Genomic DNA, 25,698 nt, shown 5'->3' with positions numbered 1-25,698 from the left:
GGGGTGGGGTGGGGTGGGCTTGGGGGTGGGGAGGGGTGGGGTGGGGTGGGTTAGTTGCCGGCTTGGGGTTGGGTTTGGAAGGCGGTGCGTTCGCTCGGCGGGACGAAGTCGCGGATTGGTTGGTCGCGCAGGGCGAAGGCGAGCACTTCGCCGACGGCGTTCACCATCTGGGCCTGCACCGCCTGACCGACCGCGTCCCGGGGATCGTCCGGGTTCGCGGCCATCGAGGCGACCGCGAGTTGCGGTGTGAACGCCACCACCGTCTCCGTCTCGTACCGCTCGGAGCTGCCGGTCTTGCCCGCCACCGGGCGGCCGAGCTTCGCCCGCAGCCCGGGTGCGGTGGCGCCGTCGCAGCGCCCGTACATCGACTGGTCGCCGACCGGGCAGCGGGCCGCGTCGGTGGCCGCCCGTGCCACGTCGGGGTCGAGCACCTGTCGGCAGTCCGGCTTGGCGGCGTCGACCGGTCGGCCGCCCGAGTCGGTGATCGAGACCACCGGCAGCGGCGCGCACCAGGTTCCTTCGGCCGCCACTGTGGCGTACGCGCTGGCCAGGTCCAACGGGGTGGTCGCGGCCACGCCCAGGGTGAACGGACCCCAGTCCTTCGCGCCGTAGCGGGCCAGCTTGGCGTCGGACTCGGCCCGCAGCACGATGCCGAGCCGCTCGGCCATCTCCACCACCCGGTCGGCACCGACCTTCTCGGTGAGCCAGGCGAAGTACGTGTTCACCGAGCGGCCGAACGCGCTCCACATGGTGCGGGGGCCGTCCATCGACGACGGGCTGGCGTTCGCCGGGCACCACCGTCCGTCGCAGCTCGCTGCACCGGTCACCGGGAAGCGGGTGAGCAACTGGGTCGGCGCCACGAAGTCTGTCGACAGCGGCAGGCCGGACTCCAGCGCGGCGAGCAGGGTGAAGAGCTTGAACGTCGAGCCGCCCTGGTACCCCTCGATCGCGCCGCCGCCGGCGACCAACTGGTTGACGGTGTTCGGTCGGTTCTTCTGCCCGACCGGGTTGTCCGCCACGCTGTAGGAGCGGTTCACCGACATGGCCAGCACCCGCCCGGTGCCCGGTTGCACCACCGCGGTGGGCACCGCCTCGGCCCTGGTCGGCGCGTAGATCTTCAGCACCTGCTCGGTGGTGGCCCGCTGCACCCCCGGGTCCAGCGACGACACGATGGAGAAACCGCCCCGGCGCAGCGTGCGCTGCCGTTCGTCGGCGGTCGCCCCGAACGCGGACTGGCTGCTCCACCAGCGGGTGAACCAGTCGCAGAAGAAGCCCCAGTCGCGGTGCGCGTCGGGCACACCCGTGCAGTCGTTCGGGGTCTCGCTGGGCCGCAGTTGCAGCGGTTCGGCGCGGGCCGCCGCCGCCGCGTCCGCCGGCACCTGCCCCGTCTCCACCAGCCGCTCCAACACGTACGAGCGTCGGGCCACCGCGCTGTCGGCGTCGCCGTTGATCGGGTCGTCGCTGTCCGGCGAGCGCACCAGACCGGCGAGCAGTGCCGCCTGGGCCAGGGTCAGCTCGGCCGGGGAGCGGGAGAAGTACCGCTTGCTGGCCGCCGCGATGCCGTACGCCCCGGCACCGAAGTAGGCGATGTTGAGGTAACGGGTCAGGATCTCGTCCTTGTCGAGTTCCCGCTCCAACGCGAGCGCGTACCGCATCTCCTGGAGCTTGCGGACGGTGGTGAGTTCGGTGGCGGCGTCCCGCTGCGCCTCGGTCAGCCGAGGGTCGTTGCTGAGCACGTTGCGGACGTACTGCATGGTCAGCGTGGAGGCGCCCTGCCGGGTCTGGCCGTCGCGCTTGTTCACTGTGAACGCGCGCACGACGCCCCGCAGGTCGACCCCGCTGTGCTGGTAGAACCGGACGTCCTCGGCGGCCACGATCGCCCGGCGCATGACCGGCGCCACCTCGTGCAGCGGCACGTCCACCCGGTCCTCCTGGTAGAAGGAGGTGATCACTGTGGTGCCGTCGTTGGCGTACAGGTTGGAGCGCTGCGCGGTGGGCGGCGTCCGGAGTGTGTTCGGCAGCTCCGAGTACGGCGTCGACAGGGCGCTGAAGCCGATCCCGAAGACCAGGGCCGCGGGCAGTGCGGCGGCGGCCAGCACCAACCCGGCCAGCACTCCGGCGATCACCACGGTCAGCAGTTTGTCGAGTTGGGCCCGGATCATCAGCTCTCCCCGCAGGAGCCGGTCACGCTAGGACCCGTTCAGAATGACCCGGAACGCCCCTTTGGCCCTGGGTTTTCCCCAAACCCGGAGGAAACTCGCACCACGCTCAGGGCAGCAGCGCGCCGGCCAGCGGGTGGACCGTCTCCTCGATCTCGTCGGCGACCCGGCTGAAGCACTGGTCGCCACGACCCCACGGGTCATCCAGATCATCGGTGGTCAGCGCCGAGGCGCCGAGCCGCGCGTCGTGCGCCGCCGCCACCAGGGCCATCCCCCGGGCGTACACGGCCTCCGGGGTGGCGTCACCAGGCGGCAGCGCGGCGGTGTCCACGGCGGCCAGCAGCCGGCCGAACTCACCCAGCACGAACGTGCGGGCCGCCGCGTCCGGACGAAGCGCCACCACGTACTCCTGCTGGTCGGCGGTGGCGGTCAGGACCAGGTCGGCGGCGTCGATGTGGTCCGAGCGCAGCTTGCGCGCGGCGAACCCCGCCACGTCCCCACCACGGCCGGTGACCTGCCGTGCCGCCGGCGGGTTCATCTCCTCACCCGCGTGCCAGCCACCCGTGCCGGCGCTGTGGCTGTGCACCAGCTCCTCGGCCTGGGCCGGGTCCTGCGAACGCCGGGTCAGCCGCTCCCGCACCGCCAGGGCCAGCAGCCGCTCCGCCATCGGCGAGCGGCAGATGTTGCCCATGCAGACGTGCAGAACAGTGAACGGGGGCACTCAGACCGCCCGACCGTCGACGAGATCCGGAACCACGTCGCGCAGCTTCTCCAACGGGATCGCCCCGGCCCGCAACAGCTGCGGCACCTCACCGGTCAGATCGACGATCGTGCTGGGCACCGGATCCGGGCAGGGGCCGGCCTCCAGGTAGGCCCGCACCGAGTAGCTGAGCTGGTCACGTGCCTCGTCGGCGGTGACCGCGGCCGGCTGGCCGGTCTTGTTGGCCGACGAGACCGCCATCGGGCCGGTCTCGCGCAGCACCTCCAACGCCACCGGGTGCAGCGGCATCCGCACCGCCACCGTGCCAGTCTTGTCGCCCAGGTCCCACTGCAGGCTCGGCGAGTGCTCGACCACGATCGTCAGGGCACCCGGCCAGAACGCCTCCACGAGGTCCCGGGCGGCCGTGGGCAGCGAGAAGACCAACCCGTCCAGGGTGTGCCGCGAGCCGATCAGCACCGGCGGCGGCATCTGCCGACCCCGGCCCTTGGCATCGAGCAGCGCCTTCACCGCGTACGGGGTGAACGCGTCCGCGCCGATCCCGTACACGGTGTCCGTCGGGAGAACGACCAGCTCGCCGTTCTTGACCGCCTCGATCGCCGCGGCGATGCCGCGGTCCCGATCGGCGGGCGATCGGCAGTCGTAGAGCATCACGAGGAGTCAGTCTGCCACGCCGCCCCGATCGGGGCGTGCTGGCCGTCCGCCCGTCGGGACGCGGTCGCGTAGCGGAGACGCCCGGTGAGGTCCAGATGCTCCGCGACAGCGGTGAAGCCGCCGTCCTGGGCGAGCAGCTCGGGCACCGCCGCGCCGTGGGTGTCGTCGTGCTCGACGCCGAACGCACCCCCCGGGCGCAACAGCACCGCCGCCCGGGCGACGACCGGCCGGATCACCACCAGACCGTCCGCGCCGCCGAAGACCGCCTCCGCCGGGTCGTGCCCGGCCACCTCCGGCGGGACCACCACGTCGTCCGGCACGTACGGCGGGTTGCAGAGCAGGACGTCCACTCGGCCCACCAGTTCGGCCAGCAGGTCCGGCGCTGTCACATCGGCCTCGACCACCTCGATCGGCCGGTCCCCCGCCGCGGCGCGCTCCGCCGCGTTGCGCCGTAGCCACACCAGCGCCCCCGCAGACCGCTCCACAGCGATCACCCGCGCCCCCGGCAGCTCCTGAGCCACCGCGAGGGCGATCGCGCCCGAGCCGCTGCACAGGTCCACCACCACCGGGTCGGGCCGCCCCTGGGCCTGCTCGACGCCCCAGCCGGCCAACAGCTCGGTCTCCGGGCGGGGCACGAAGACACCCGGGCCGACCGACAGCTCCAGGTGCCGGAACCCGGCCCGCCCGGTCAGGTGCTGCAACGGCTCACGTGCGGCGCGGCGGCGCGTCAACTCGTCGAGCCGCGCCACCTGGTCGTCGCTCAGGCCGTCGGCGATGGCCAACCGACCCCGGGAAACCCCGAGCACGTACGCCGCCAGCAACTCGGCCTCCACCCGGGCGGAGCCGACCCCGGCGGCGGCGAGGGCGCGGGCCGCTCGGGCCACCGCGGCGGACGGCCGGATGGGGCCTGTCCCTTCGGGGGGGTGTTGCGGCAAAGTACTCACGACATAATCATGAAGCGTCGCGGGCGACGTGACGAACAGGTGCGCCCAGGCGCGCACGACAGGAGGTTGACGGGTGGGCTGGCTCGACCGGGTCGATGACCAGGTTGACGCCCTGACGCACGCCCGGGCGTTGCAGGAGGCCAGCCGCTCCGCGGAGGCGTACGTCCTGCTGGAGCGTGTGATCCGCACCACCGACGACCCGGCGGCGCGAGCGGACGCCATGGTGCAGCGCCTCTCCGCGCTGATCAATCTCGGTCGGACGGCGGAGTTCACCCGGGCCATCGAAGAGGCGTCGGCGGCGGTCCGCGACCTCGCCGAGCCCTATCTGCACGGTCACCTCAACGCCCTTGCGGCGCTCGCCGCGCACCACCAGGGCGCACTGGACCGCTGCGTCATGCACCTCGTCCGGGCGGCCCGGGCTCTGGGTGCCGTCGCCGACCCGGACCGGGACACCGCCTGGGGCTGGCACGACCTGGCCATGGCCTACAGCTACCTCAGCTTCCACGGGTACGCCCTGGGGGCCATCGAGCGGGCCCGGCAGCTCGGGCTGACCGCCGGGATCCCGGAGGAGACGTTCGCCGCGCCGGGCATCCGGCTGCGCAACGCGGTGGCCCTCGACCACAACGGCGACAGCGACGGTTGCCTGCGGGTGCTCCGGGACGTGGCCTCCGACCTGACCCGCTTCGTCCGCGCCGGGCGGGCGGCCCAGCTACGCCCGAGCAGCCTCGCCGCATACGGCTACGCGGCGGCTCGACAGGCCGCGCTCGGCGATCAGGTGGCGACCGAAGGCCCCGAGCCGGCCCGGTTGATGACACATGGCGGGGACAGCGCCCGCGCCCGCGACCTGCGTCAGCTCGGGCAGGTGTGCCTCGCCGTCGCCGATGGTCGGCCGATCGAGGCGGTCGCCCGACTGGACACCGTCCAGGTCTCCAACGAGACGCTCGGGGCGGCCGAGCCGGCCAGGCTGCGCAGCATCGCGTTGACCCGCGCCGGGGACCACCTGGCGGCGCACCGGGCCGACCGGCTGGCGTTCCGGCTCGCCGCGCAGCGCAACGACCGGCTGCGCGACGTCTACATCGACGGCATCGCCGCCCGCATCGACCACGAGGAGATGCGCCGTGAGGCGGCACGCTTCGAGGGCGAGGCGTTGACCGACCCGCTCACCGGGCTGCCCAACCGCCGCCGGTTGGAGCGCTACATCACGGCAGTGGTCACCCGCGGCGATCGAGTGGTGATCGGCGTCTGCGACCTGGACGGTTTCAAAGCGGTCAACACCCGGCACGGGCACCACTCGGGCGACCTGGTGCTGCAACGCATCGCCGGCGTGATCAACCGGGTGATGCGCCGGGGCGACTTCGTGGCCCGCTACGGCGGTGACGAATTCGTGGTGGTGCTGCCGGACACCGGCATGATCGAGGCCGCCGAGGTGGCCCGCCGGATCGAGGCAGCGGTCCGCCTGGAGGACTGGGAGTCGTTGGTCCCGGGCACCCCGGTCGGGGTCAGCATCGGCTTCGCCGAGGTCTCCGGTGGCGGCGGGCTGCGCGACGCGCTCAGCGTCGCGTTCGAGCAGGCCGACCGCGAGATGCTCCGCGCCAAGACCCGTCCGCGCGCAAGCTGATCACCCCCTGCGGGGTCGATCATGGAGTTGTGGTGCCCCACAAAAGGCCCACGACGCCACAATCAACCCACCACAATCCCATGATCGAACCTGACAGCAAGGGCCGGGGGTTGGGGTCGGGTCAGCGGCGGGTCAGCTCGGTGTCGCCGGCCAGTCGGGCGGCCCGGTCGGCCTCGGTGAGGGCGTCCAGCACCCCGTCCAGCTCGCCGCCGAGCGCCAGATCCAGGTTGTACGCGGTGTAGCCGATCCGGTGATCGGTGATCCGGTTCTGCGGGAAGTTGTAGGTGCGGATCCGCTCCGAGCGGTCCACGGTGCGCACCTGGGCCTTGCGCGCGTCCGAGGCGGCGGCGTCGGCCTGCTCCTGGGCGGCGGCGAGCAGCCGGGCCCGCAGGATCCGCATCGCCTGCTCCCGGTTCTGCAACTGGGACTTCTCGTTCTGGCAGGAGACGACGATGCCGGTCGGCAGGTGGGTGATCCGCACCGCCGAGTCGGTGGTGTTCACCGACTGGCCACCCGGGCCGGACGAGCGGAACACGTCGATGCGCAGCTCGTTCTGGTCGATCGTGACGTCGACGTCCTCAGCCTCCGGAAGCACCAGCACCCCGGCGGCGCTGGTGTGGATCCGGCCCTGCGACTCCGTCACCGGGACCCGCTGCACCCGGTGCACGCCGCCCTCCCACTTGAGCCGCGACCAGACGCCGTTGCCACCGTCCGGCACACCCTTGGTCTTGATCGCCAGGGAGACGTCCTTGACCCCGCCGAGGTCGGAATCCTGTGCGTCGATCACCTCGGTGACCCAGCCGTGCCGCTCGGCGTACCGGGTGTACATCCGCAGCAGGTCACCCGCGAACAGCGCTGACTCCTCGCCACCCTCACCGGCCTTGATCTCGACGATCACGTCCTTGGCGTCGTGCGGGTCGCGCGGAATGAGCAGCTCGGCGAGCCGTTCCTCCAACACCGGCAGGGACCCGGCGATGCCGTCCGCCTCAGCCGCGAAGGACGGGTCCTCGGCGGCCAGCTCGCGAGCCGCGGCCAGATCGGCGCGGGCCTGCTCCAACTCGTCGGCGGCCTTGTGCAGCGGCACCAGCTCGGCGTACCGGCGGCCGACCCTGCGCGCGGTGGCCTGGTCGGCGTGGATGGCCGGATCGGCCAACCGCTTCTCCAGCTCCGCGTACTCGTCGAGAAGGCCGGCCAGACGCTCGCTGCTCATGCTGCGGATGCTCCTTCGACGGTGCGCGACGACCGGGCCGGGGCCGGGAGGCCAGCGGCCGGGCGGAAATGGAGGAAAACGCGGACGGCGCCCGCGTCCGGTGAAAAACCGGACGCGGGCGCCGAACGAGGAGTTACTTGGCCTTCTTGGCCTGAACCTTGGCGTACTTCTGCTGGAACTTCGCGACCCGGCCGGCGGTGTCGAGAACGCGCTGCTTACCGGTGTAGAACGGGTGGCAGGCGCTGCAGGTCTCGGCGTGGATCGTGCCGCCCTTGGCGGTGCTGCGGGTCGTGAACGTGTTGCCACAGGAGCAGCTGACCTCGGTGGTCACGTACTCCGGGTGGATGTTTGCCTTCATGTCGCCTCGGTCCTCTCGTTGGTGGTCGCCGGGTCGCCGTCATCGCTCGTCGCGCCGTACGCGACGGGCTCGGGCGTGAACCGGAACCGGTGGCCGATTGACCAGTGTGCCATGGGCCTGAGCCGACCCGGTAATCGGGCCGCACACCTCTTCCGGCATCGTCAACACGTGCCTACCCGTCCGCATTCCCGCCGCTTGGCGGGGCATTCGCGCACCCGGCGGACCGCCGCCAGGTACCCCGACCGGGGTACGCCCGTCGAGCCGGAGGTGGGTCGATGACCCGTCTGATCGCCACCCGGGGACTGCCCGCCTCAGGCAAGACGACGTTCGCCCGTACGCTCCAGCCGTCCGTGTCGCGGGTGAACCGGGACGATCTGCGTCGGATGCTGCACGGCGAACGGCTGTTCACCCAGTGGGCCGAGGCACAGGTGACGGCCGTACAGCAGGCTCAGGTCGAGGCGCTGCTGCGGGCCCGAGCGGACGTCTGCGTGGACGACACCAACCTACGCGCGCGGACCCTGCGCGGCTGGGCCGAGCTGGCCGCCCGCCACGGCGCGGACTTCGAGGTGCACGACTTCACCGACGTGCCGCTGGACGAGTGCCTGCGCCGCGACGCCGCCCGACCGGCCACCGACCAGGTCGGCGCGGACGCGATCCGCCGGCTGCACGAGCGCTACCTTCAGGGCCGGGAGTTGCCGTTGCCGGTGCCGCAGGCTCGCACCGGACGACCCGCCGTGGTGCACCCGCCGTCGACCGAGCCACCGGAAATCGTCCTGGTGGACATCGACGGCACAGTCGCGCTGGCCGTCTCCCGCAGCCCGTACGACATGACCCGGGTGGGTCAGGACCAGCCGAACACGGCGGTCATCGCGGCGGTCCGGGCGATGCACGCCGCCGGCTACGGGGTGGTCTTCTGCTCCGGGCGGGACGCCTCCGCCCGCGCGGCCACCGAGGCGTGGCTGGCCCGGCACGTACGAGTGCCGTACCTGGACCTGCACCTGCGCGCCGTCGGAGACTCCCGGAAGGACTCGATCGTCAAGCGGGAGATCTACGACCGGGAGATCCGGAACCGCTACCGGGTGGCCGGAGTCTTCGACGACCGCGTCCAGGTGGTCCAGATGTGGCGATCCCTGGGCCTCACCGTCTTCCAGGTGGCCGACGGCGACTTCTGAGGTGTCCGGACGGGCCCCGCTCGTGGGGCCCGTCCGGACGGTTTCACCCGGTGACGGTGATGGTGGCCTCGGCGCGCACGCCGTTCACCTCGACCGTCAGGCGTATCGGCGCGCCGGGCCGCAGTGCCGTCAGGGTGCCGGTGGCCGGGTCGAACCGGGCGGTGTGCCAGGGGCGCACCCCGGCCGCCGAGCCGACGTGCACTCCCGGCGACGCCGACCAGTCGGCGCTGACCGGTGCGGCCACCCGGACCGTACGCCCGCCGGGCTGGGTCAGCGTGGCGGTGACCGCCACGGGGGTGCCGACCGCGACGCTGGCCGGGGCGGCCACGGTGAGGCGGTCGGCGTGCGCGTGGAACTCCGCGTCCACCCAACGCGGGCCCTCGGCGAGAGGGTCACGACGGGCCCGGTCGGCCTCGGCGGGGGTCACCGGATCCACGCCGAACTCCGTCCAACCGGTGAAGCCGCCCTGGTCGGCAGGGGTGGACGGCGTCTTGCCGGCGTTGCCGTTGATCACGTACGGCACCCCGTCGACCCGGTCGGCGTGGAAGGTGCCGACGTGCCCACCCACGAACAGCGCGCCCTTGCCGGTGCGGTGCTGGAAGTCGGCCAGCCACTGTTCCAGCAGCGCCGCCTCCTTGCGGTCGCCGAGCTGGCTGGCCTGCGCCGGGCTGGGGTCACGCGTCGGGTGGTGGTGCAGGACGACGACCGAACCCACGCGCCGGTCGGTGGCCGCGGCGTCCAGCGTCTCGCGGAGCATCCGTACCTGGTCGAAGCCTCCGCCGCGCAGCGTCCCCGTGGACGAGTTCAGCGTGACGAACCGGGTGCCGTTGTGGTCGAACACCCGGGAGGTGGCACCGAACACGGCAGCGAAGTTGCTGATCGGAGCGCCCATGATCTCGTGGTTGCCGGGCACGTAGTACCAGGGCAGCGCGTCGCCCAACTCCTCGTCGAGGATCCGCCGGGCCAGCGCGAAGTCGGCCGGGTAGGCGGTGTCCACGAAGTCGCCGTTGATCAGGAGGAAATCCGGCCGGGCCGCCAGCACCTCGCGCAACGTCCGCCGGGCCTGGGCGACCAGGTCGCTGTCCGGGTCGGCGGCGACGAACTGGGCGTCGGAGAGCACAGCGAACCGCCACGGCGCGCCGTCCACAGTGCCGTCGCGGACCACCACCCGATCGGTACGCGGGGCCACCTGCGGCACGTCGACAGTCGGGGGCACCTTCGCCACCAGGTCATCGATGATCACCTCGCTGGTGTACTGCGCCGCCGCGTTCGTCTCGGCCACGTAGAAGCGGCGTACCCGCACCGGGTACTGCACCCCGGCCGGCACCGCGAACTCCACGTACCGCCAACCGGTCCAGGTGATCAGTGGGCCACGCAGCACGTGTTGCGTGTCCTGGGCGTCGTGCAGGTGCAGGCTGGGCCACTCCCCGGTGCCGTTGCCGTGGATCCACATCCCGAAGGCCTGCGGTTGACCGGGCACCTCGATCCAGGCGGGCGGGTCGGCGTACGCGGCCCGCGTGCCGGTGGACTGGCTGAAGTCGTACGACATTCGCAGGCCGGTGCCGGTGTGCCCGGGCGCCGGCGCCACCGAGCCGCTGGCACGGGCCTGACTGAACCGCCAGGACGCGGCATCGTCGAAACCGGCTACCGGCACGTCGGTCAGCCCGACGGTGACCGGCAGGACCGCGCTCGAGCGTCCGACGTGAACGGTCACCAGGCCGGAGCCGGCGTCCCGTAACGCGGCGATGGACAGGTTGCCGTCCCCGGTGGGGGTGATCCGCAGCAGGTCCCGGTCGTAGTCGAGGGTGAGGTCGTCCGGCTCGATCGGCGCGGTGTTGCCTTCGGCGTCGTACCCGACGACGCCGACCAGGGCGTCGCTGTCCCGGCCGGTCAGCCCGACCCGCGGCGCGGTGGTGCCGATCCGGGCCAGCGGGCCGAGCACCGTGAGGTTCAGCGAGCCGGTGACCCGCCCCCGTCCGGCGGTGACCGTGCTGGCCCCCGGCGCGGCGGCGTGGAACACGCCGCCACTGTCCACCCGGCCGCGTACCGCCGGGGTCGCCCGCCAGGTGGGGGCGCCGGACGCCGGGCCGTACGTCTCGTCGTAGCCGGATGCGGTGAGAGTACGGGTCAGCCCCGGGAAGACCCGGTCGGGCCGCCCACCTCGCACCGGTGAGACACCCGGGGCGGTGGTGGGGTCGCTGGCCGTCTCGACCCAGTAGCCGGTGAGTCGCCCGCTGCCCTTCGGCGCGAAGATGGCCAGGCCGTTGGGCACGGCCCGCTCGCTGCCGTCGGAGGGGCCGTTCTCCACCTGCACGGTGGGCGAGCCCGGCTCCCGGGCCAGCAGCGTGGACGATCCGCCGCCATCCAGGTTGAGCGCGTGGTGGGCGCCCAGCTCGGCCATCATCCGGCCCATCTCGGTCTGCGTCACGCCGCGGCTGTCGACCTGACGACCGTCCACCGTCAGCATGATCATCTTTCGACCGTCGGCACTGAACCCGACGGCGGTGCGGGGTGCGAGGGTCGGGTCGGCGATGGCCTGCACGACACCGTCGCGGACCAGGACGTTGCCGCCCCCGACCGCCGCGTGCAGGGTGCTGCCATCGGACGGCTTCGGCCGCCAGGCGACCGCCACCGGGTCACCGGGGCGCAGACCGGCAAGCGCGTCCGCGCCAAGGTCGCGGCCGAGCAGCACGGTGCTGCCCGCGACGATCGGGCCGCTACCGGCCACGCCTCCCACCGCGGCCACCCGACCGCCGGTCACGGTGACCTCGACCACGCGGGCCGCGCCCTCCACGGCACGCTGCCGGGAGTACGTCCCCCACAGCTCGGTGAAGGCGCCGATGCCGTCGGCCTGCACCATGTTGTTGAACTGGGTCAGCGGGACCGGCCCGGTGGGCAGGGTGGCGCTGCCGTCGAAGTTCACCTCGATCACCCGCCCGACCCCGTTGGTGGTGACCGCCACCGCGTTGCGATGACCGCTGACCCCCGACTGGATCAGCTCGCCGTCACGGACGCCGACGCCCTGGGCGGCACCGGAGTTGTTGATGTCGAAGAAGTCGCCATTGACCGCGGCGACAGCGCGCGACTGGTCCACCGCCTTTCGCAGCGGCTCGGCCCGGCTGACCGCGCCGGAGTTGACGTAGTCGACGGTGGAGCCGCCGGTCAGGTCGGTGGTGAGCGCGTCGGCGCGCAGCCAACCCTCGGCGTCGTACCGGTCGAAGGACGTCAGTCGCACGCCCGGCGCGACCGGCCGGGTGGCCTTCGTGGTCTCCAGCCCGCCGGCCGGCTCCAGACCACCAGCGCCGGTGGTCGGGGCGGTCGCGACCGTCGGCGCGGCGGACAGGCTGACCGAGCCGGCCGGGCGGGAGGACGCGGGCGGCGCGTCCTCGGCGATGGTGGGTGAGGCCACGGACGGTGAGGCCAGTGTGGGCGGGTCGATGGTGGGTGCGGCGGTGGCCGGCGGGGACAGGGCCAGGGCGAGCAGCGGCGTCAGCAGCAGGACGCCGGTGCGGCGGGCGGATCGTCTGCGGGTACGCATGGACGACAGTCAACCCGGCGATGAATAGAAGTTTCAATACCTGTCGACTGAACCGAAGGAAAATTCCATCATCTGACGGCGTGGAGGTCATCGCCCGCCGGCTGCGGCTCCCGCTCCCGCCGGCTGTGGATGTCGGGCCCGGGAACATGACGAAGGGGCACGGCCGCGATGGCCGTGCCCCTTCGTCGTCACCCAGGGATGGTTACTCCCCCGGCGTCGACTTCGCGATCTGCATCAGGAACTCGATGTTCGTGCGGGACTGCTTGAGCCGGTCCAGCAGGAGATCCATCGCGGCCTGCGAGTCCAGCGAGTGCAGCACCTTCCGGAGCTTGTGGATGATGGCCAGCTCTTCCGGTGCGAGCAGGACCTCTTCCTTACGCGTACCGGACGGGTTGATGTCGATGGCCGGGAAGGTCCGCTTGTCGGCGATCTTCCGGTCCAGCTTCAACTCGGCGTTGCCGGTGCCCTTGAACTCCTCGAAGATGACCGTGTCCGCCATGGACCCGGTCTCCACCAGCGCCGTGGCGATGATGGTCAGCGACCCGCCGTTCTCGATGTTGCGGGCCGCGCCGAGGAAGCGCTTCGGCGGGTACAGCGCCGTGGAGTCGATACCACCCGACATGATCCGGCCGCTGGCCGGTGCCGCCAGGTTGTACGACCGACCGAGCCGGGTCACCGAGTCGAGCAGCACGACGACGTCGTGCCCAAGCTCGACGAGGCGCTTGGCCCGCTCGATGGCCAGCTCCGCGACTGTGGTGTGGTCCTGCGGCGGACGGTCGAACGTGGCCGCGATGACCTCGCCCTTGATCGACCGCTGCATGTCGGTGACCTCTTCAGGCCGCTCGTCCACCAGCACCACCATCAGGTGGCACTCCGGGTTGTTGCGGGTGATCGCGTTCGCGATCGCCTGCAGCACCATCGTCTTACCCGCCTTGGGCGGAGACTGGATGAGTGCCCGCTGGCCCTTGCCGATCGGCATGACCAGGTCGATGACCCGGGTGGTGAGGATGTGCGGCTCGGTCTCCAGCCGCAGGCGCTCCTGCGGGTAGAGCGGGGTGAGCTTGTAGAACTCCGGACGACGCCGGGCCTCTTCGGGCTCCATCCCGTTGATCGTGTCCAGCCGCATCAGCGGGTTGTACTTGTCGCGCCGCTGGTCGCCGCTGTTGCCGCCCTCGCGGGCCGCCCGCACCGCACCGGTGATCGCGTCACCGCGGCGCAGGCCGTACTTCTTGATCTGGGACATCGAGACGTACACGTCGTTCGGGCCGGCCAGGTAACCGGTCGTCCGCACGAAGGCGTAGTTGTCGAGCACGTCGATGATGCCGGCCACCGGGACGAGTACGTCATCCTCGTTGACCTGCGGCTCACGCCCGCCGGTGTCGGTACCGGTCTCGGTACGCTCGCCGCGCCCACGGCGACGGTCCCGGAAACGGCTACGCCGGCCGCGCCGGCCGCCATTCTCGTCGTCGTCGTCGCTGTCCCGCTCGACACGCTCGACACGCTGACCACGGTCGTTGCGGTCGTTGCGGTCACCGCGGTCGGGTCGGTCGTTGCGCTCGGCCCGCTCGCCCCGGTCGGAACGCTCGCCCCGGTCGTTGCGCTCGCCCCGGTCGTTGCGCTCGCCACGCTCGGCACGATCGCCCCGGTCGGCACGGTCGCCCCGGTCGTTGCGCTCGCCACGCTCGGTCCGCTCACCCCGGTCGGCACGCTCACCGCGGTCGGCCCGCTCGGTCCGCTCGCCACGCTCGGTCCGCTCGCCACGCTCGGTCCGCTCACCCCGGTCGGCACGCTCGGTCCGCTCACCCCGGTCGGCACGCTCGGCCCGGTCGGCACGCTCGGCGCGCTCCGGACGCTCGGCCCGGTCGCGGCGGTTCTCGCCACGCTCGGCCCGCTCGCCGGCTTCCGCCTCGTCGCTACGCGGCTCGGTCGTCCGCGCCTCGGTTGCCCGCGCCTCGGTCGTCCGCGCCTCGGTCGTCCGCGGCTCGGTCGTCCGCGGCTCGGTCGCCCGCGCCTCGGTCGCCCGCGCCTCAGCGGGGCGAGCCTCGGTGGTACGGGCCTCCGCCGTTGCGGTCCGGCTCCGCCGGGTGCGGCTACGGCCCTCGGTCTCGGCGGCCGGCTCGGCCGGCGCCTGCTCGGCACCGCGTCCTTCGGCTGCCGGCCGGTCGGCGGTCTCCCGCACCTCGGCGCGCACTCCCTCACGGGCCGGGGCTGCGGCCGCCGCGACCTCGGCCCGTGGTCGAGGGGTCCCGGCGGCGTTGCCGCCCTGCCGCTCGGAAATCGCGGCGATCAGCTCGCCCTTGCGCATGCGAGCCGTGCCGGAGATGCCGAGCGACGCAGCCAGGCTCTGCAGCTCTGGCAGCAGCATCGCCGACAGACCGGTGCCGCTACGCCGACGACGGGCGGGAGCGGCTGCGGTGGCATCGCCAGCGACGTTGGAAACATCCGACGTCACGTCGGTGGTGTCGCTCAATGGATTCCTTCCCTCGATAGGCCGGGACTGCCCGGAGTCGGAGCTCAGGTGGCCGGGCGGCCTCGGTGCACCCGCCTCGCAAGGACGCGTCGCGGGAGTCTGTGACACAGCAGCCGGTCGGTATCCCGACTCACCAACGTCGGTGAGCAGGTCTCGCCGTCTGCGGCGACCTGTGGAAACTGCGGTGCGGCGTGGGCCTTTGGCAGGGGTAGACGGGCTGACCGCCGAGAGCTTCGGGGGTGCGCCGCCCCGCAGGAGATCGCGTGCTTCGCGGCTGTGCTAGGTCTAGAGCGTAATCAACTCTTCCGACCTGCGGCAACAGGGTCCCGCTCGGCGTGTCCAAGTCTACCCCGTGCGACCCGCGCGCCGCTGACGTCTATCGGTAACTGCCAGATCTCCCAGTCCGTTCCCACTGGGAAGCCCGCCGGAGGCTGACTGAGCGCCAGAACAGTCGGCCCCGCCCCACTGACCACAGCTGCCACATCGGCCGCACGCAACGCGCTGACCAGGGCAGACGTGCCTGGCATCCCGGCTGCGCGGTAATCCTGATGGAGTCGGTCGACGGTCGCCGGCAGCAGCAGGGCCGGGTCCGCGGTGAGCGCGTGCACCAGCAGCGCTGCCCGCCCGGCGGTCAACGCGGCGTCACCGTGCGGCACGGTTGCCGGCAGAGCCGCCCGCGCGGTCGCGGTCAAACCGCGTTCCGCCGGAACGAAAACAGTGGGCCGCACCGCTGCGGCGACAGGCAGCGAAACCGCCCGGGCGCCGCCCGGCTCGGACCAGGCCACAGTGAAACCGCCGAGCAGGCACGGTGCCACATTGTCGGGGTGGCCCTCGATCTCGGCGGCCAGTCGCAGCGCGCCGGCGTCGTCGAGGCGCTGCTCCCCATCGACGACCAGGGCACGGGCCAGCAGCACCCCGGCGACGATCGCGGCGGACGAGGAGCCCAGCCCACGTGCCTGCGGGATCCGGTTGACGCACTCCACGCTCAGCCCCGCAGGGTGGGCCCCGAGCACGTCGAACGCGGCGCGCATGGCCCGCACCACCAGGTGCCGGTCGTCGTCGGGCAGCTCACCGGCGCCCTGCCCGGTCACTGTCACCCGGACACCGCCCGAGGCGACCTCGGCGGCCACGTCGTCGTAGAGCCCGAGGGCGAGACCCAGCGCGTCGAAGCCCGGGCCCAGGTTGGCGCTGGTCGCCGGGACGCGGACCCGGACCGGCTCGGCGGTGAAGTTCGTCGGCACGCGCCCATGCTAGGGCTCGGGACCGACGAACCGGTCCCGCGCCCGCTGCCTGGGACCGTCGAGTTCAGCCGGCCGGGTCCGGGACCGGCTCGACGGCCGGATCGGTGAGCGACAGCCGGCGGGTGGCGATCCGCCAGCCGACCGCGTAGACGAGGGTGATCAGACCGCAGCCGGCGAGCACCACCCGTTCGTCGACCGAGTCCACCACCAGGGCCACCGCCAGTTGACTCACCGAGATCGCCAGCGTCGCCAGCATCATGTCGGTGGCGAAGACGCGGCCCCGCAACCGGTCCGGAACTTCACCCTGAAGGGCGAAGTTCGACATCACCCAGTTGCTGCCACCCGCGAAGTGCGCCACGAAGACCAGCAGCAGCACCAGCGGAAACCATCGCACCACCGAAGTGCCCAGGTAGGACAGGCCGTAGAGCGACATGGACAGCGCGAGCCCGGGCAGCAGCCAGGCCCGGTTGGTCAGGACCCGGCGCATCAGGATCGGCCCCACCAACGCTCCCGCGCCACGTACGGCGAAGAGCAGGCCGGCGCCGAGCGGGCCGACACCGTACACGCCGGCCAGCAGCGGAAACACCGTCAGCACGCCATTGCCGAGGCCCACCGCGGACTTGACGGTGACCAGCGCGAGCACCCGGGGGCGGTGACCGATGTAGCCGAGCGCCTCGCGGACCGCCGACCAGGTCCGCTGGGCCGGTTGGTCGGCGTCCCGGGGCGCCTGCAACGGTCGACGGATCCGGGTGGCGAGGGCCGCGGCCGCCGCCAGGCCCACCGCCGCGACCCAGAAGCAGACGTACGGGCCGGCAGCGGTGCTGAGCACGCCGCCAAGCGACGCACCGACCACGGTCATGGTGCCCCAGGCCGAGCCGGCGACGGCGTTGCCAGCGGCGAGTTCGTGGGGCTCCAGCACGTTGGGCAGCGCGGCCTGGGCGGCCGGCGAGTAGAACGCCTTGGCGACCGCCACCACTCCGATGGCGACCAGCGCCAGCCACGCGGTTCCGGCGTTCCGCACGCCGAGCAGCAGCAACACGCCCGCCAGCGCGGCCACGTTCGCGGCGATCATGATCTTTCGGCGGTCGAAGCGGTCGGCGATCGTGCCGGTGTACGGCAGCAGCAACGCCACGATGCCGGTGTCCACGGCCAACACCAGCGCGCCCCAGACGCCGCTGCCGGTCAGGTGCGGCAGCAGCACCAGCAGCGGCACCATGACGAACCAGTCGGCGCCGAAGACCACCAGCTCGGCGAGGAAGAGGTTGCGGAAGCTCCGATTGCCGGTCAGAACCGAGAGGGTGGACGCCACGGAGCGCGACCCTACCTGGTCGGTGTCGTACTCACACCCGCTCCCAGCAGCGCCGAAACCGTGACGAAGGTGTAACCGCGCGACCGTAGCCCGTTGATCATGTCGGTCAGGCCCCGCAGTGCGACCAGCCGCCGGCGCGCTCCCACATCGTGGCCGAGCACGATCGTTCCCGGTCGAACCTCGGCCACGATCCGTTGGGCGTGACCAGCCGGATCGTCGGGGAACTGGCGCTCCACCATCTGCAACGACCAGAGCACCAGCCGATAGTCCAGCCGGGCCGCCGCGTGCAGCACCGCCCCGCCCAGGTGGCCGTACGGCGGGCGGAGGAGCGCCGGCGGCACCCCGGTCAGGTCGGCGATCACGTCGTGGCTGCGGCGCAGGTCGTCGTACGCCTCGGCGGCGTCCAGTTCGGCCAGGTCCCGGTGTTCCCAGCTGTGGTTGCCCACCTCGTGCCCGGCGAGCCGGTCGCGGACGACGTCGGCATGTCGACGGACCTGCGCCCCGACCATGAAGAAGGTGGCCGGCACCCGGTGCTGGGCCAGTGTGTCGAGCACCATGGGAGTCCACTGTGGTGCCGGCCCGTCGTCGAAGGTGAGGGCCACCAGGCGCTGGTTGGTCCGCCCGGACCAGACGACGTCCACAGCGCCGGAGCCGACATCCTGCTGGCCGTTGCCGAGGGTGGCGCTGGCGGGGCCGCCGGCGATCGGCATTCGGCGATGGGTGATCCACCACGCCTCGGACGTCCCCGCGCCGAGGGCCACACCGCCCACCACCAGCAGGCCACGGCGCAGCAGGTCGCGTCGGCCCCACCCACGCGCGCCCTCGGCCATCTGCCCGCCCCGCTTCACCCACACCCCCCACCCGTCTACGAGGAGTATGCAAGAAGTTACACAAAGTGTGGGGTGGTCGAGGCGGAGTGTTTTCGGTCGAATGAACCGGGAACGCCCCCGGCGACAATCCGCCGGGGGCGTTCCGAACTGCTCTGCTACCTACTCGGTCGGCTCCGCCGGAGGCAGCGGGGAGGTGCGGCTACGCGGCAACCGCAGCACCTCGAACTGGTCCGTGCCCTCCACCAGCGCGGCCGACGGCGCGGGTCGCGCAGCCGGCTGCACACCCTCGGTCGCGACCGGGGCGGGTGCACCACTCGGCACCGCGACCTGGTTCGGCGCTGGCGCCTCGTCGGTCTCCGTCGTCGTGGTCACCGCCGACCCGCCGGAACGCCGTCGTGCGCGCCGAGCCCGCAGCGACTCCTTGGTGTGCTCCACCATCGTGTAGAGCGTCGGCACCAGGATCAGCGTGAGCAGCGTCGAGCTGAGCAGACCACCGATCACCACGACCGCCAGCGGCTGAGAGATGAAGCCGCCCTCACCGGTCAACCCGAACGCCATCGGCAGCAGCGCGAAGATCGTCGCTACCGCCGTCATCAGGATCGGGCGCAGCCGGCGACGGCCACCCTCGACCACCGCTTCCCGGACCCCCATGCCCTGCGCCCGGTACTGGTTGATCAGGTCGAGCAACACGATCGCGTTGGTCACCACGATGCCGACCAGCATCAGCACACCGATCAGCGCCGGCACACCGAGCGCCGTCCCGGTGATCAACAGCAGACCGATGGCACCGGTCGACGCGAACGGGATGGAGATCAGCAGGATCAGCGCCTGAGTGAGGCTACGGAACGTGGCCACCATGATCAGGAAGACGATGGCGATCGCGGCCAGCACCGCCAGGCCCAGGTCCGCGAAGGCGTCCGCCTGGTCCGCGCTGACACCACCGATGGTGAAGCTCGCACCCGGCACGTTGAGGCCGTCCAGCCGCTTCTGCAACTCCTTGCTGGTCGCGCCCAGGTTCGAGCCGGTCGCCGCACCGGTCACCGACACGCTGCGCTCACCGTCGATGCGGGTGACCTGCTGCGGGCCCTCACCCTGGGTGACCTGCGCGATGTCGCCCAGCTTGACCGGACCAACCGGCAGTGCCCGCAGCTCCTCCACCGTCATCGGCGGCTGCGTGCCCAACCGCAGCACCACGTTCTGCTGCTGGCCGTCGAGCGCGACCTGACCCAGCGGCGCTCCCCGGAACGCCTGCGACACGAGCTGCCCCACGGCGGCCTCGGTGAGCCCGACCCGACCGGCGGCGACCCGGTCCACCACCACGTCGACCCGCGGCACCCGCGCGGCCAGGCTGGTGGAGACGTCCTCGACGTCCGGCAGGCCGGCCATCGCGGCCCGCGCCTCCTCAGCGGCCCGGGTCAGCGCCTCCGGGTCGCTGGCCTGGACGATCACCTCCAGCTGGCTGGTCGACGCCTCCTGCCCGCCACCGAAGCTGATCTCACCCACACCGGCGCCGAGCTTGTCGAACTCCTTGCGCAGCACCTCACGCATCTGCTTCGCGTCGGTGTCACCGTCGAGCGCCAGCGACCAGCTGGCGACGTTGTTGCCGCCGCCGCCCGCCCACGGGTTGTCCCCACCGCCGGCGGTCACCTGGTACGTCTCGACGCCGTCGGTGTTCGACAGCACCGACTCGACCTGCTTGGCCGCCGCGTCGGTGGCTGCCAGGCCACTGCCGGCCGGCAGCTCCTGGCTCATGTTGAGGGTGTCCTGGCCGGAGTCGTCCAGGAAGTTGGTCTCCAACTTCTGCGCCAGACCGAAGGTGCCGAAGAGCACCAGCAGGCCGAGCCCGACGGTGATCCAACGGGTCGACCGCTTGCCGGTGGCGAACCCGATCACGGGCAGGTACGCCCGCTGCAACGGGCTGCGCAGCTCCTTCTCCTCCGCCGCGTGCCGTACCGCCTCGTCGTCAGCGGTGCCGCCGCGCGGCTTGAGGAACCAGTACGCGAGGACCGGGATCACTGTCAGCGACACCAGCAGCGAGGCGAGCAGGGCCACCGTCACGGTGATCGCGAACGGCGCGAAGAGCTGGCCCACGAACCCGCCGACCAGCGCGATCGGCGCGAACACCGCCACCGTGGTGAGGGTCGACGCGGTCACCGCACCGGCGACCTCCCGGACGCCGGTGATGATGGCGTGCCGTTTCTCCTCGCCGTACTCAAGGTGGCGTTTGATGTTCTCCAACACCACGATCGAGTCGTCGACCACCCGACCGACCGCGATGGTCAACGCGCCGAGGGTGAGCAGGTTGAGCGAGTAGTCACCGATCCACAGGGCGATCAACGCCACCAGCACGGAGAGCGGGATGGAGACCGCGGTGACCACCGTCGAGCGCACCGACAGCAGGAACACCAGGATGACGATGACCGCCATCACCAGGCCCAGCAGGCCCTCCGTGGTCAGCGACTCGATCGACTTCTCGACGAACGGCGCCTGGTCGAAGACCACTGTCAGCTCCGCGCCGGAGGCGTCCTTCAGGTCGTCGAGCCGGTCCCGGATCTCGTGCGAGATCTCCACGGCGTTGCCGTCCGGTGCCGCGGTGACCGCGATACCGAGGCTGTCCTTGCCGTTGGTCCGGGTGATCGCCGTGGCCGGGGCGAGCTGCTGCTCGACCGTCGCCACGTCACCGAGGCGAACGGGTGCCGCGGCTGGGACGACCACGATGCCGCGCAGGTCCTCCAGGGTGGCGATCGGCGTGCCGACCTGCACCGGGAGGGCCAACGCTCCGTCGGTCACCGCGCCGGCCGGAACCGCCACGCCGTTGGTCTTCAGCGCCGCGCCGATCGCCGTCGGCTGGATCTTCGCTGCGGCCAACTTCGCCGGGTCCGGGGTGACCACCACGACGTCGTCGCGGGTGCCGGTCACCTCGACAGTGCGTACCCCGTCGATGCCCTCCAGCTCCGGCACCACCGTCGTGCGCAGCTTCTCGGCCAGCGCCCGCTCGTCTCCAGCGCCGGCCGCGGCCAGCACCACCGCCGGCAGGTCGTCGGTGCTACCCGCGATGACCTGCGGGTCGACGCCCTCCGGCAGTTGGGAGTCGATCCGACTCAACGCGGTCTGCATCTTGTTGACGACGTCGTCGAGGTCGGTGCCGAACTCGTACGTCACCTGGACGGTGGCCGCCCCCTCGCGGGAGGTGGAGGTGACCTGGTCCAGCCCCGGGATGCCCTGGAGGGCGTTCTCGATCGGCTCGGTCACCTGCGACTCGACGATCTCGGGGCCGGCGCCGGGGAAGGGAGCCACGATGAACGCGGCCGGGAACTCGAGCGACGGCAGCAGTTGCTGCTTCAGCGACGGCACGGCGAACACTCCGAACACCGTGGTCACCACCGCGATGAGGGCAATCAGCCCTCGGTTGGCGAGGCTGAATCTGGCGAGCAGCGACATCGGCCTGGCTCACTCCTGAACGAGAATGCGGGCGGGGATACCCGAAAGTGTGCCGGACTCGCATACCTCGGCCCCCGCCGCCCCCGGACCGTCGCGCCGTTCAGCTGCCCGCCGTCGAACACCGCCCGGACGGCGGCGCGCTCAGGCCAGGTCGAGGGCGCGCGCCGCGGCCAGCGGGTCGTTCGCGATGGTGACCGGTGCCGGCGCGGTGGAAATCGCCCATTCCGGGTCCTTCAGCCCGTGGCCGGTCACCGTGCAGACCACCGTGGAGCCGGGCGGCACCGCGCCCGCCGCGGCCTGCTGCAACAGGCCGGCCACGCTGGCCGCGCTGCCCAGCTCGACGAAGACCCCCACCTCACGGGCGAGCAGACGGTACGCGGAGAGGATCTCCCGGTCGGTCACCGACGCGATCAGGCCACCGGAGGCGTCTCGGGCATCCAGTGCCTTGGTCCAGCTCGCCGGGTTGCCGATCCGGATCGCGGTGGCGATGGTGGACGGCTCCGGCACCACCTGGCCGGTCACGATCGGGGCCGCGCCGGCCGCCTGGAAGCCGTACATCTTCGGGGTACGGGTGGTGGCACCGGCGGCCCGATCCTCCGCGTATCCCATCCAGTACGCGGAGATGTTGCCGGCGTTGCCGACCGGCAGGCAGTGGATGTCGGGCGCGTCGCCGAGCGCCTCGACGATCTCGAAGGCTGCGGTCTTCTGGCCGTGCAGCCGGTCGATGTTGACCGAGTTGACCAACGCGACCGGGTAGTCCTGGGCGAGCTTGGCGGCCGTCGCGAGGCAGTCGTCGAAGTTGCCGTTCACCTGGAGCAGCTTCGCGCCGTGCACCAGCGCCTGGGCCAACTTGCCCAACGCGATCTTGCCCTGCGGCACCAGCACGGCGCAGGTCAACCCGGCCCGGGCCGCGTACGCCGCGGCGGAGGCGCTGGTGTTGCCGGTGGAGGCGCAGATGATGGCCTTGTTGCCGGCCTCGACCGCCTTGGACACCGCGAGGGTCATCCCCCGGTCCTTGAAGGAGCCGGTCGGGTTCGCGCCCTCCACCTTGAGGTGCACGTCGCAACCGAGCCGGGCGGACAGCACCGGCGCCGGCAACAACGGGGTGTTGCCCTCGTGCAGCGTGACGACCGGCGTGGCCGCGGTGACCGGCAGCCGATCCCGGTACGCCTCGATCAGACCCCGCCACATGTCGCTCTCCTCGCCTCTACCGCCGTGCCCACCCGATTGTCAGGGCCACCTTGGACCAGCCTGCTGGAGTGGTCAATGGCACACCCCCGCCTACCCACCTGGCGGGACGCGCGCGCCGCCCCGTCGATGATGCAACGACTCAGGCGCCGCCCTCGACCCGCAGCACACTGGTGACCGACCGGACGATGTCCAGACCGCGCAGCTCGCCGACGGTCGCGGCGAGCGCGGCGTCCGGTGCCACATGCGTGACGATGACCAGCTCGGCGTCGCCGTCGCGACCCGCCGGCCCGCCCGCCGAGCCCTGCCGCACAGTCGCGATCGACACGTCGTGCCGGGCGAACACGCTCGCCACCGACGCCAGCACACCCGGGCGGTCGGCCACGTCGAGGCTCACGTGGTAGCGGGTCAACGCCTCACCCATCGGCCGGACCGCGAGGTCCGCGTACGCGCTCTCGCTGGCCGCGCGAACCCCGGCGAGCCGGTTGCGGGACACCGCGACCACGTCACCGAGCACCGCGCTGGCGGTGGGCGCGCCACCGGCGCCCCGGCCGTAGAACATCAACTGCCCGGCCGCGTCCGCTTCCACGAAGACCGCGTTGAACGCGTCCCCGACGCTGGCCAGCGGGTGGCTGCGCGGGATCATCGCCGGGTGCACCCGGACGCTGACCGTCTCCTGGCCGGTGGAGTCGACACCCCGGGCCGCGATGCAGAGCAGTTTGATCGTGCAGCCCATCGCCTGGGCGCTGGCCATGTCCGCGGCGGTCACCTCGGTGATGCCCTCGCGGTGCACGTCGGCGGCGCCGACCCGGGTGTGGAACGCCAGCGAGGCGAGGATCGCCGCCTTCGCCGCCGCGTCGAAGCCCTCCACGTCGGCGGTCGGGTCGGCCTCCGCATACCCCAGGGCGGTGGCCTCTTCAAGGGCCTCGGCGAAGCCGGCGCCGGTCGCGTCCATCGCGGAGAGGATGAAGTTGGTGGTGCCGTTGACGATGCCGGTGACCCGGTTGATCCGATCGCCGTGCAGCGACTCGCGTAGCGGGCGCAGCAGCGGGATGGCCCCGGCCACGGACGCCTCGTAGTAGAGGTCGCCGCCGCCCTCGGCCGCCGCCTCGTGCAGGGTCACGCCGTCCTCGGCCAGCAGCGCCTTGTTGGCGGTGACCACGCTCTTGCCGGCGCGCAACGCCTCGACCAGCCAACTCCGGGCCGGTTCGATGCCACCGACCACCTCGATGACCACGTCCACGTCGTCGCGCTTGATCAGGCCGAGCGCGTCGGTGGTGAACAGGTCCTCGTCGACCGGCAGGTCACCCCGGTCGCGGCCGAGCCGACGGACGGCGATGCCGGCGATCTCCAGCGGGGCGCCGATCCGCGCGGTGAGGTCGGCCGACTGCTCGTGCAGCAGCCGGACCACCTCCTGGCCGACAGTGCCACAGCCGAGCAGCGCCAAGCGCACAGGTGACGTCATCCAACATCCAATGCGAGCAGGTCGTCTTCGGTTTCCCGCCGGACGATCAGACGCGCCTGGCCGTCGCGCACGGCGACCACCGGTGGCCGGGGCACATGGTTGTAGTTGCTGGCCATGCTTCGGCAGTACGCACCGGTGCCGGGCACTGCGACAAGATCTCCGGGCTGCACGTCGGCGGGCAGGAATTCATCCTTCACCACGATGTCCCCGGACTCACAGTGCTTTCCCACCACGCGGGCGAGCAACGGCTGCGCTGTCGAGGCCCGCGAGGCCAGCGTCGCCGAGTAGGACGCGTCGTAGAGGGCGGTGCGGATGTTGTCGCTCATCCCGCCGTCGACGCTGACGTACGTCCGGAGGCCGTCGAGGTCCTTGACCGTGCCGACCTCGTAGAGGGTGAACACGGACGGGCCGACGATGGCCCGGCCCGGCTCGATCGACAGGTGCGGCACCGCCAGATTTTCCGCCGCGCACTCCGAATCGACGATCTTGCGGAGCCGCTTGGCCAGATCCTGCGGGGTCGCCGGGTCGTCCTGGGTGGTGTACGCGATACCGAAGCCGCCGCCCAGGTCCAGCTCGGGCAGCTCCACCCCGCGCGCGTCGCGGATCTGCGCCTGCAGGGCGAGCACCCGACGGGCCGAGACCTCGAAGCCGCTGGCGTCGAAGATCTGCGACCCGATGTGCGAGTGCAGGCCGCGCAGCTCCAGCACGCCCTCGTCGAGGATCTTGAACGCAGCGGTCGCCGCGGCACCGCCAGCGAGGGAGAAGCCGAACTTCTGGTCCTCGTGGGCGGTGGCGATGAACTCGTGGGTGTGCGCCTCGACGCCCACGGTGACCCGGACCAGCACCCGGGGCCGGACCCCGCGCTCGCGGGCCAGCGTGGTGAGCCGGTCGATCTCGGTGAACGAGTCGACGATGATGCGGCCCACCCCGGCGTCCAGCGCGCGACCCAGCTCGGCGACCGACTTGTTGTTGCCGTGGAAGCCGATCCGCTCCGGCGGCATTCCCGCCGACAGGGCGGTGGCCAGCTCGCCGCCGGTGCAGACGTCGAGGAACAGCCCCTCCTCGGCGATCATCCGGACCACCGCCCGGCAGAGGAACGCCTTGCCCGCGTAGAAGATGTCCTCGGTCGGGAAGGCCGCCCGGAAGTCGCGGCAGCGCGAGCGCAGGTCGGCCTCGTCGAGGACGTACACCGGGGTGCCGAACTCGGCCGCGATGTCACGGACGCTGAGGCCCGCGACGGCGACCGCGCCGTCCGCGCCGCGCGTCACGCTGCGCGGCCACAGCGTGGGCAGCAGGGCGTTCACGTCCTCCGGGGTACGCAGCCAGGCCGGCCCCCGGTTGCTGATGTCCGCGTGCAGCGCACCAGCCTCATGAGCCCTCATG

General features: G+C 72.0%; 17 protein-coding genes. 2 read left to right on the top strand and 15 right to left on the bottom strand.

The genetic code is table 11. The features are described from left to right. Positions 1-50: 50 nt before the first annotated feature. From ACFYPG_RS16970 to prmC, 4 genes are all read right to left on the bottom strand, one after another. Entirely contained in the window at positions 51-2,162 is a 2,112-nt protein-coding gene (locus tag ACFYPG_RS16970) for a transglycosylase domain-containing protein (protein WP_355008068.1), read from the bottom strand. Between the two features lie 106 nt (positions 2,163-2,268). Continuing rightward, entirely contained in the window at positions 2,269-2,880 is a 612-nt protein-coding gene (locus ACFYPG_RS16965) for a phosphotyrosine protein phosphatase (RefSeq protein ID WP_355008069.1), read from the bottom strand. Continuing rightward, on the bottom strand, positions 2,881-3,528 hold the full coding sequence (locus ACFYPG_RS16960) for an L-threonylcarbamoyladenylate synthase (RefSeq protein ID WP_091406475.1): 648 nt from the start codon (positions 3,526-3,528) through the stop codon (positions 2,881-2,883). Continuing rightward, positions 3,528-4,475 (bottom strand): peptide chain release factor N(5)-glutamine methyltransferase, encoded by a 948-nt coding sequence (prmC, locus tag ACFYPG_RS16955; protein WP_387352659.1) that lies wholly within the window; start codon positions 4,473-4,475, stop codon positions 3,528-3,530. The genes ACFYPG_RS16960 and prmC overlap by 1 nt, the downstream gene beginning before the upstream one ends. Positions 4,476-4,548: 73 nt before the next feature. Here prmC and ACFYPG_RS16950 point away from each other — a divergent pair, with 73 nt between their 5' ends. Next, positions 4,549-6,093 (top strand): diguanylate cyclase domain-containing protein, encoded by a 1,545-nt coding sequence (locus ACFYPG_RS16950; RefSeq protein ID WP_387352657.1) that lies wholly within the window; start codon positions 4,549-4,551, stop codon positions 6,091-6,093. Between the two features lie 121 nt (positions 6,094-6,214). Here ACFYPG_RS16950 and prfA read toward each other — a convergent pair whose 3' ends face one another. Both prfA and rpmE read right to left on the bottom strand, forming a co-directional pair. Next, positions 6,215-7,303 carry a peptide chain release factor 1 gene (prfA, locus tag ACFYPG_RS16945; protein ID WP_387352655.1) on the bottom strand — a complete coding sequence of 363 codons (1,089 nt, stop codon included), beginning with the start codon at positions 7,301-7,303 and terminating at the stop codon, positions 6,215-6,217. A 133-nt stretch (positions 7,304-7,436) separates the two neighbouring features. Further along, entirely contained in the window at positions 7,437-7,661 is a 225-nt protein-coding gene (gene rpmE / locus ACFYPG_RS16940) for a 50S ribosomal protein L31 (protein ID WP_355008073.1), read from the bottom strand. 275 nt (positions 7,662-7,936) lie between these two features. Here rpmE and ACFYPG_RS16935 point away from each other — a divergent pair, with 275 nt between their 5' ends. After that, positions 7,937-8,833, top strand: a complete 897-nt coding sequence (locus ACFYPG_RS16935; RefSeq protein WP_387352653.1) for an AAA family ATPase — start codon at positions 7,937-7,939, stop codon at positions 8,831-8,833. 43 nt (positions 8,834-8,876) lie between these two features. Here ACFYPG_RS16935 and ACFYPG_RS16930 read toward each other — a convergent pair whose 3' ends face one another. From ACFYPG_RS16930 to lysA, 9 genes are all read right to left on the bottom strand, one after another. Next, positions 8,877-12,371, bottom strand: coding sequence for a phosphodiester glycosidase family protein (locus tag ACFYPG_RS16930; protein WP_387352651.1), 3,495 nt, complete (start codon positions 12,369-12,371; stop codon positions 8,877-8,879). 202 nt (positions 12,372-12,573) lie between these two features. Then, a complete protein-coding gene (gene rho, locus ACFYPG_RS16925) occupies positions 12,574-14,841 on the bottom strand; it encodes a transcription termination factor Rho (protein ID WP_387352649.1) in 2,268 nt (755 codons plus the stop codon). A 296-nt stretch (positions 14,842-15,137) separates the two neighbouring features. Then, positions 15,138-16,082, bottom strand: coding sequence for a homoserine kinase (thrB, locus tag ACFYPG_RS16920; protein WP_387352647.1), 945 nt, complete (start codon positions 16,080-16,082; stop codon positions 15,138-15,140). Between the two features lie 64 nt (positions 16,083-16,146). Then, complete coding sequence (locus ACFYPG_RS16915; protein ID WP_355008078.1) at positions 16,147-17,391, bottom strand: MFS transporter; 1,245 nt, start codon at positions 17,389-17,391, stop codon at positions 16,147-16,149. 11 nt (positions 17,392-17,402) lie between these two features. Continuing rightward, a complete protein-coding gene (locus ACFYPG_RS16910; protein WP_387352645.1) occupies positions 17,403-18,221 on the bottom strand; it encodes a polysaccharide deacetylase family protein in 819 nt (272 codons plus the stop codon). A 159-nt stretch (positions 18,222-18,380) separates the two neighbouring features. Beyond that, positions 18,381-21,662 carry an efflux RND transporter permease subunit gene (locus tag ACFYPG_RS16905; protein ID WP_387352644.1) on the bottom strand — a complete coding sequence of 1,094 codons (3,282 nt, stop codon included), beginning with the start codon at positions 21,660-21,662 and terminating at the stop codon, positions 18,381-18,383. A gap of 141 nt (positions 21,663-21,803) precedes the next feature. Further along, complete coding sequence (gene thrC / locus ACFYPG_RS16900) at positions 21,804-22,853, bottom strand: threonine synthase (protein ID WP_355008081.1); 1,050 nt, start codon at positions 22,851-22,853, stop codon at positions 21,804-21,806. Positions 22,854-22,992: 139 nt separating this feature from the next. Next, positions 22,993-24,303: a homoserine dehydrogenase gene (locus tag ACFYPG_RS16895; protein WP_355008235.1), complete on the bottom strand. Its 1,311-nt coding sequence runs from the start codon at positions 24,301-24,303 to the stop codon at positions 22,993-22,995. Between the two features lie 8 nt (positions 24,304-24,311). Further along, a complete protein-coding gene (gene lysA / locus ACFYPG_RS16890) occupies positions 24,312-25,697 on the bottom strand; it encodes a diaminopimelate decarboxylase (RefSeq protein ID WP_355008082.1) in 1,386 nt (461 codons plus the stop codon). Between the last annotated feature and the right edge of the window lies 1 nt (position 25,698).

The organism is Micromonospora sp. NPDC005553 (assembly GCF_042871765.1).
Classification (GTDB): domain Bacteria; phylum Actinomycetota; class Actinomycetes; order Mycobacteriales; family Micromonosporaceae; genus Micromonospora.
Note: the sequence above shows the minus strand (reverse complement) of the source record. Positions and strands in the feature narration are given on the sequence as shown.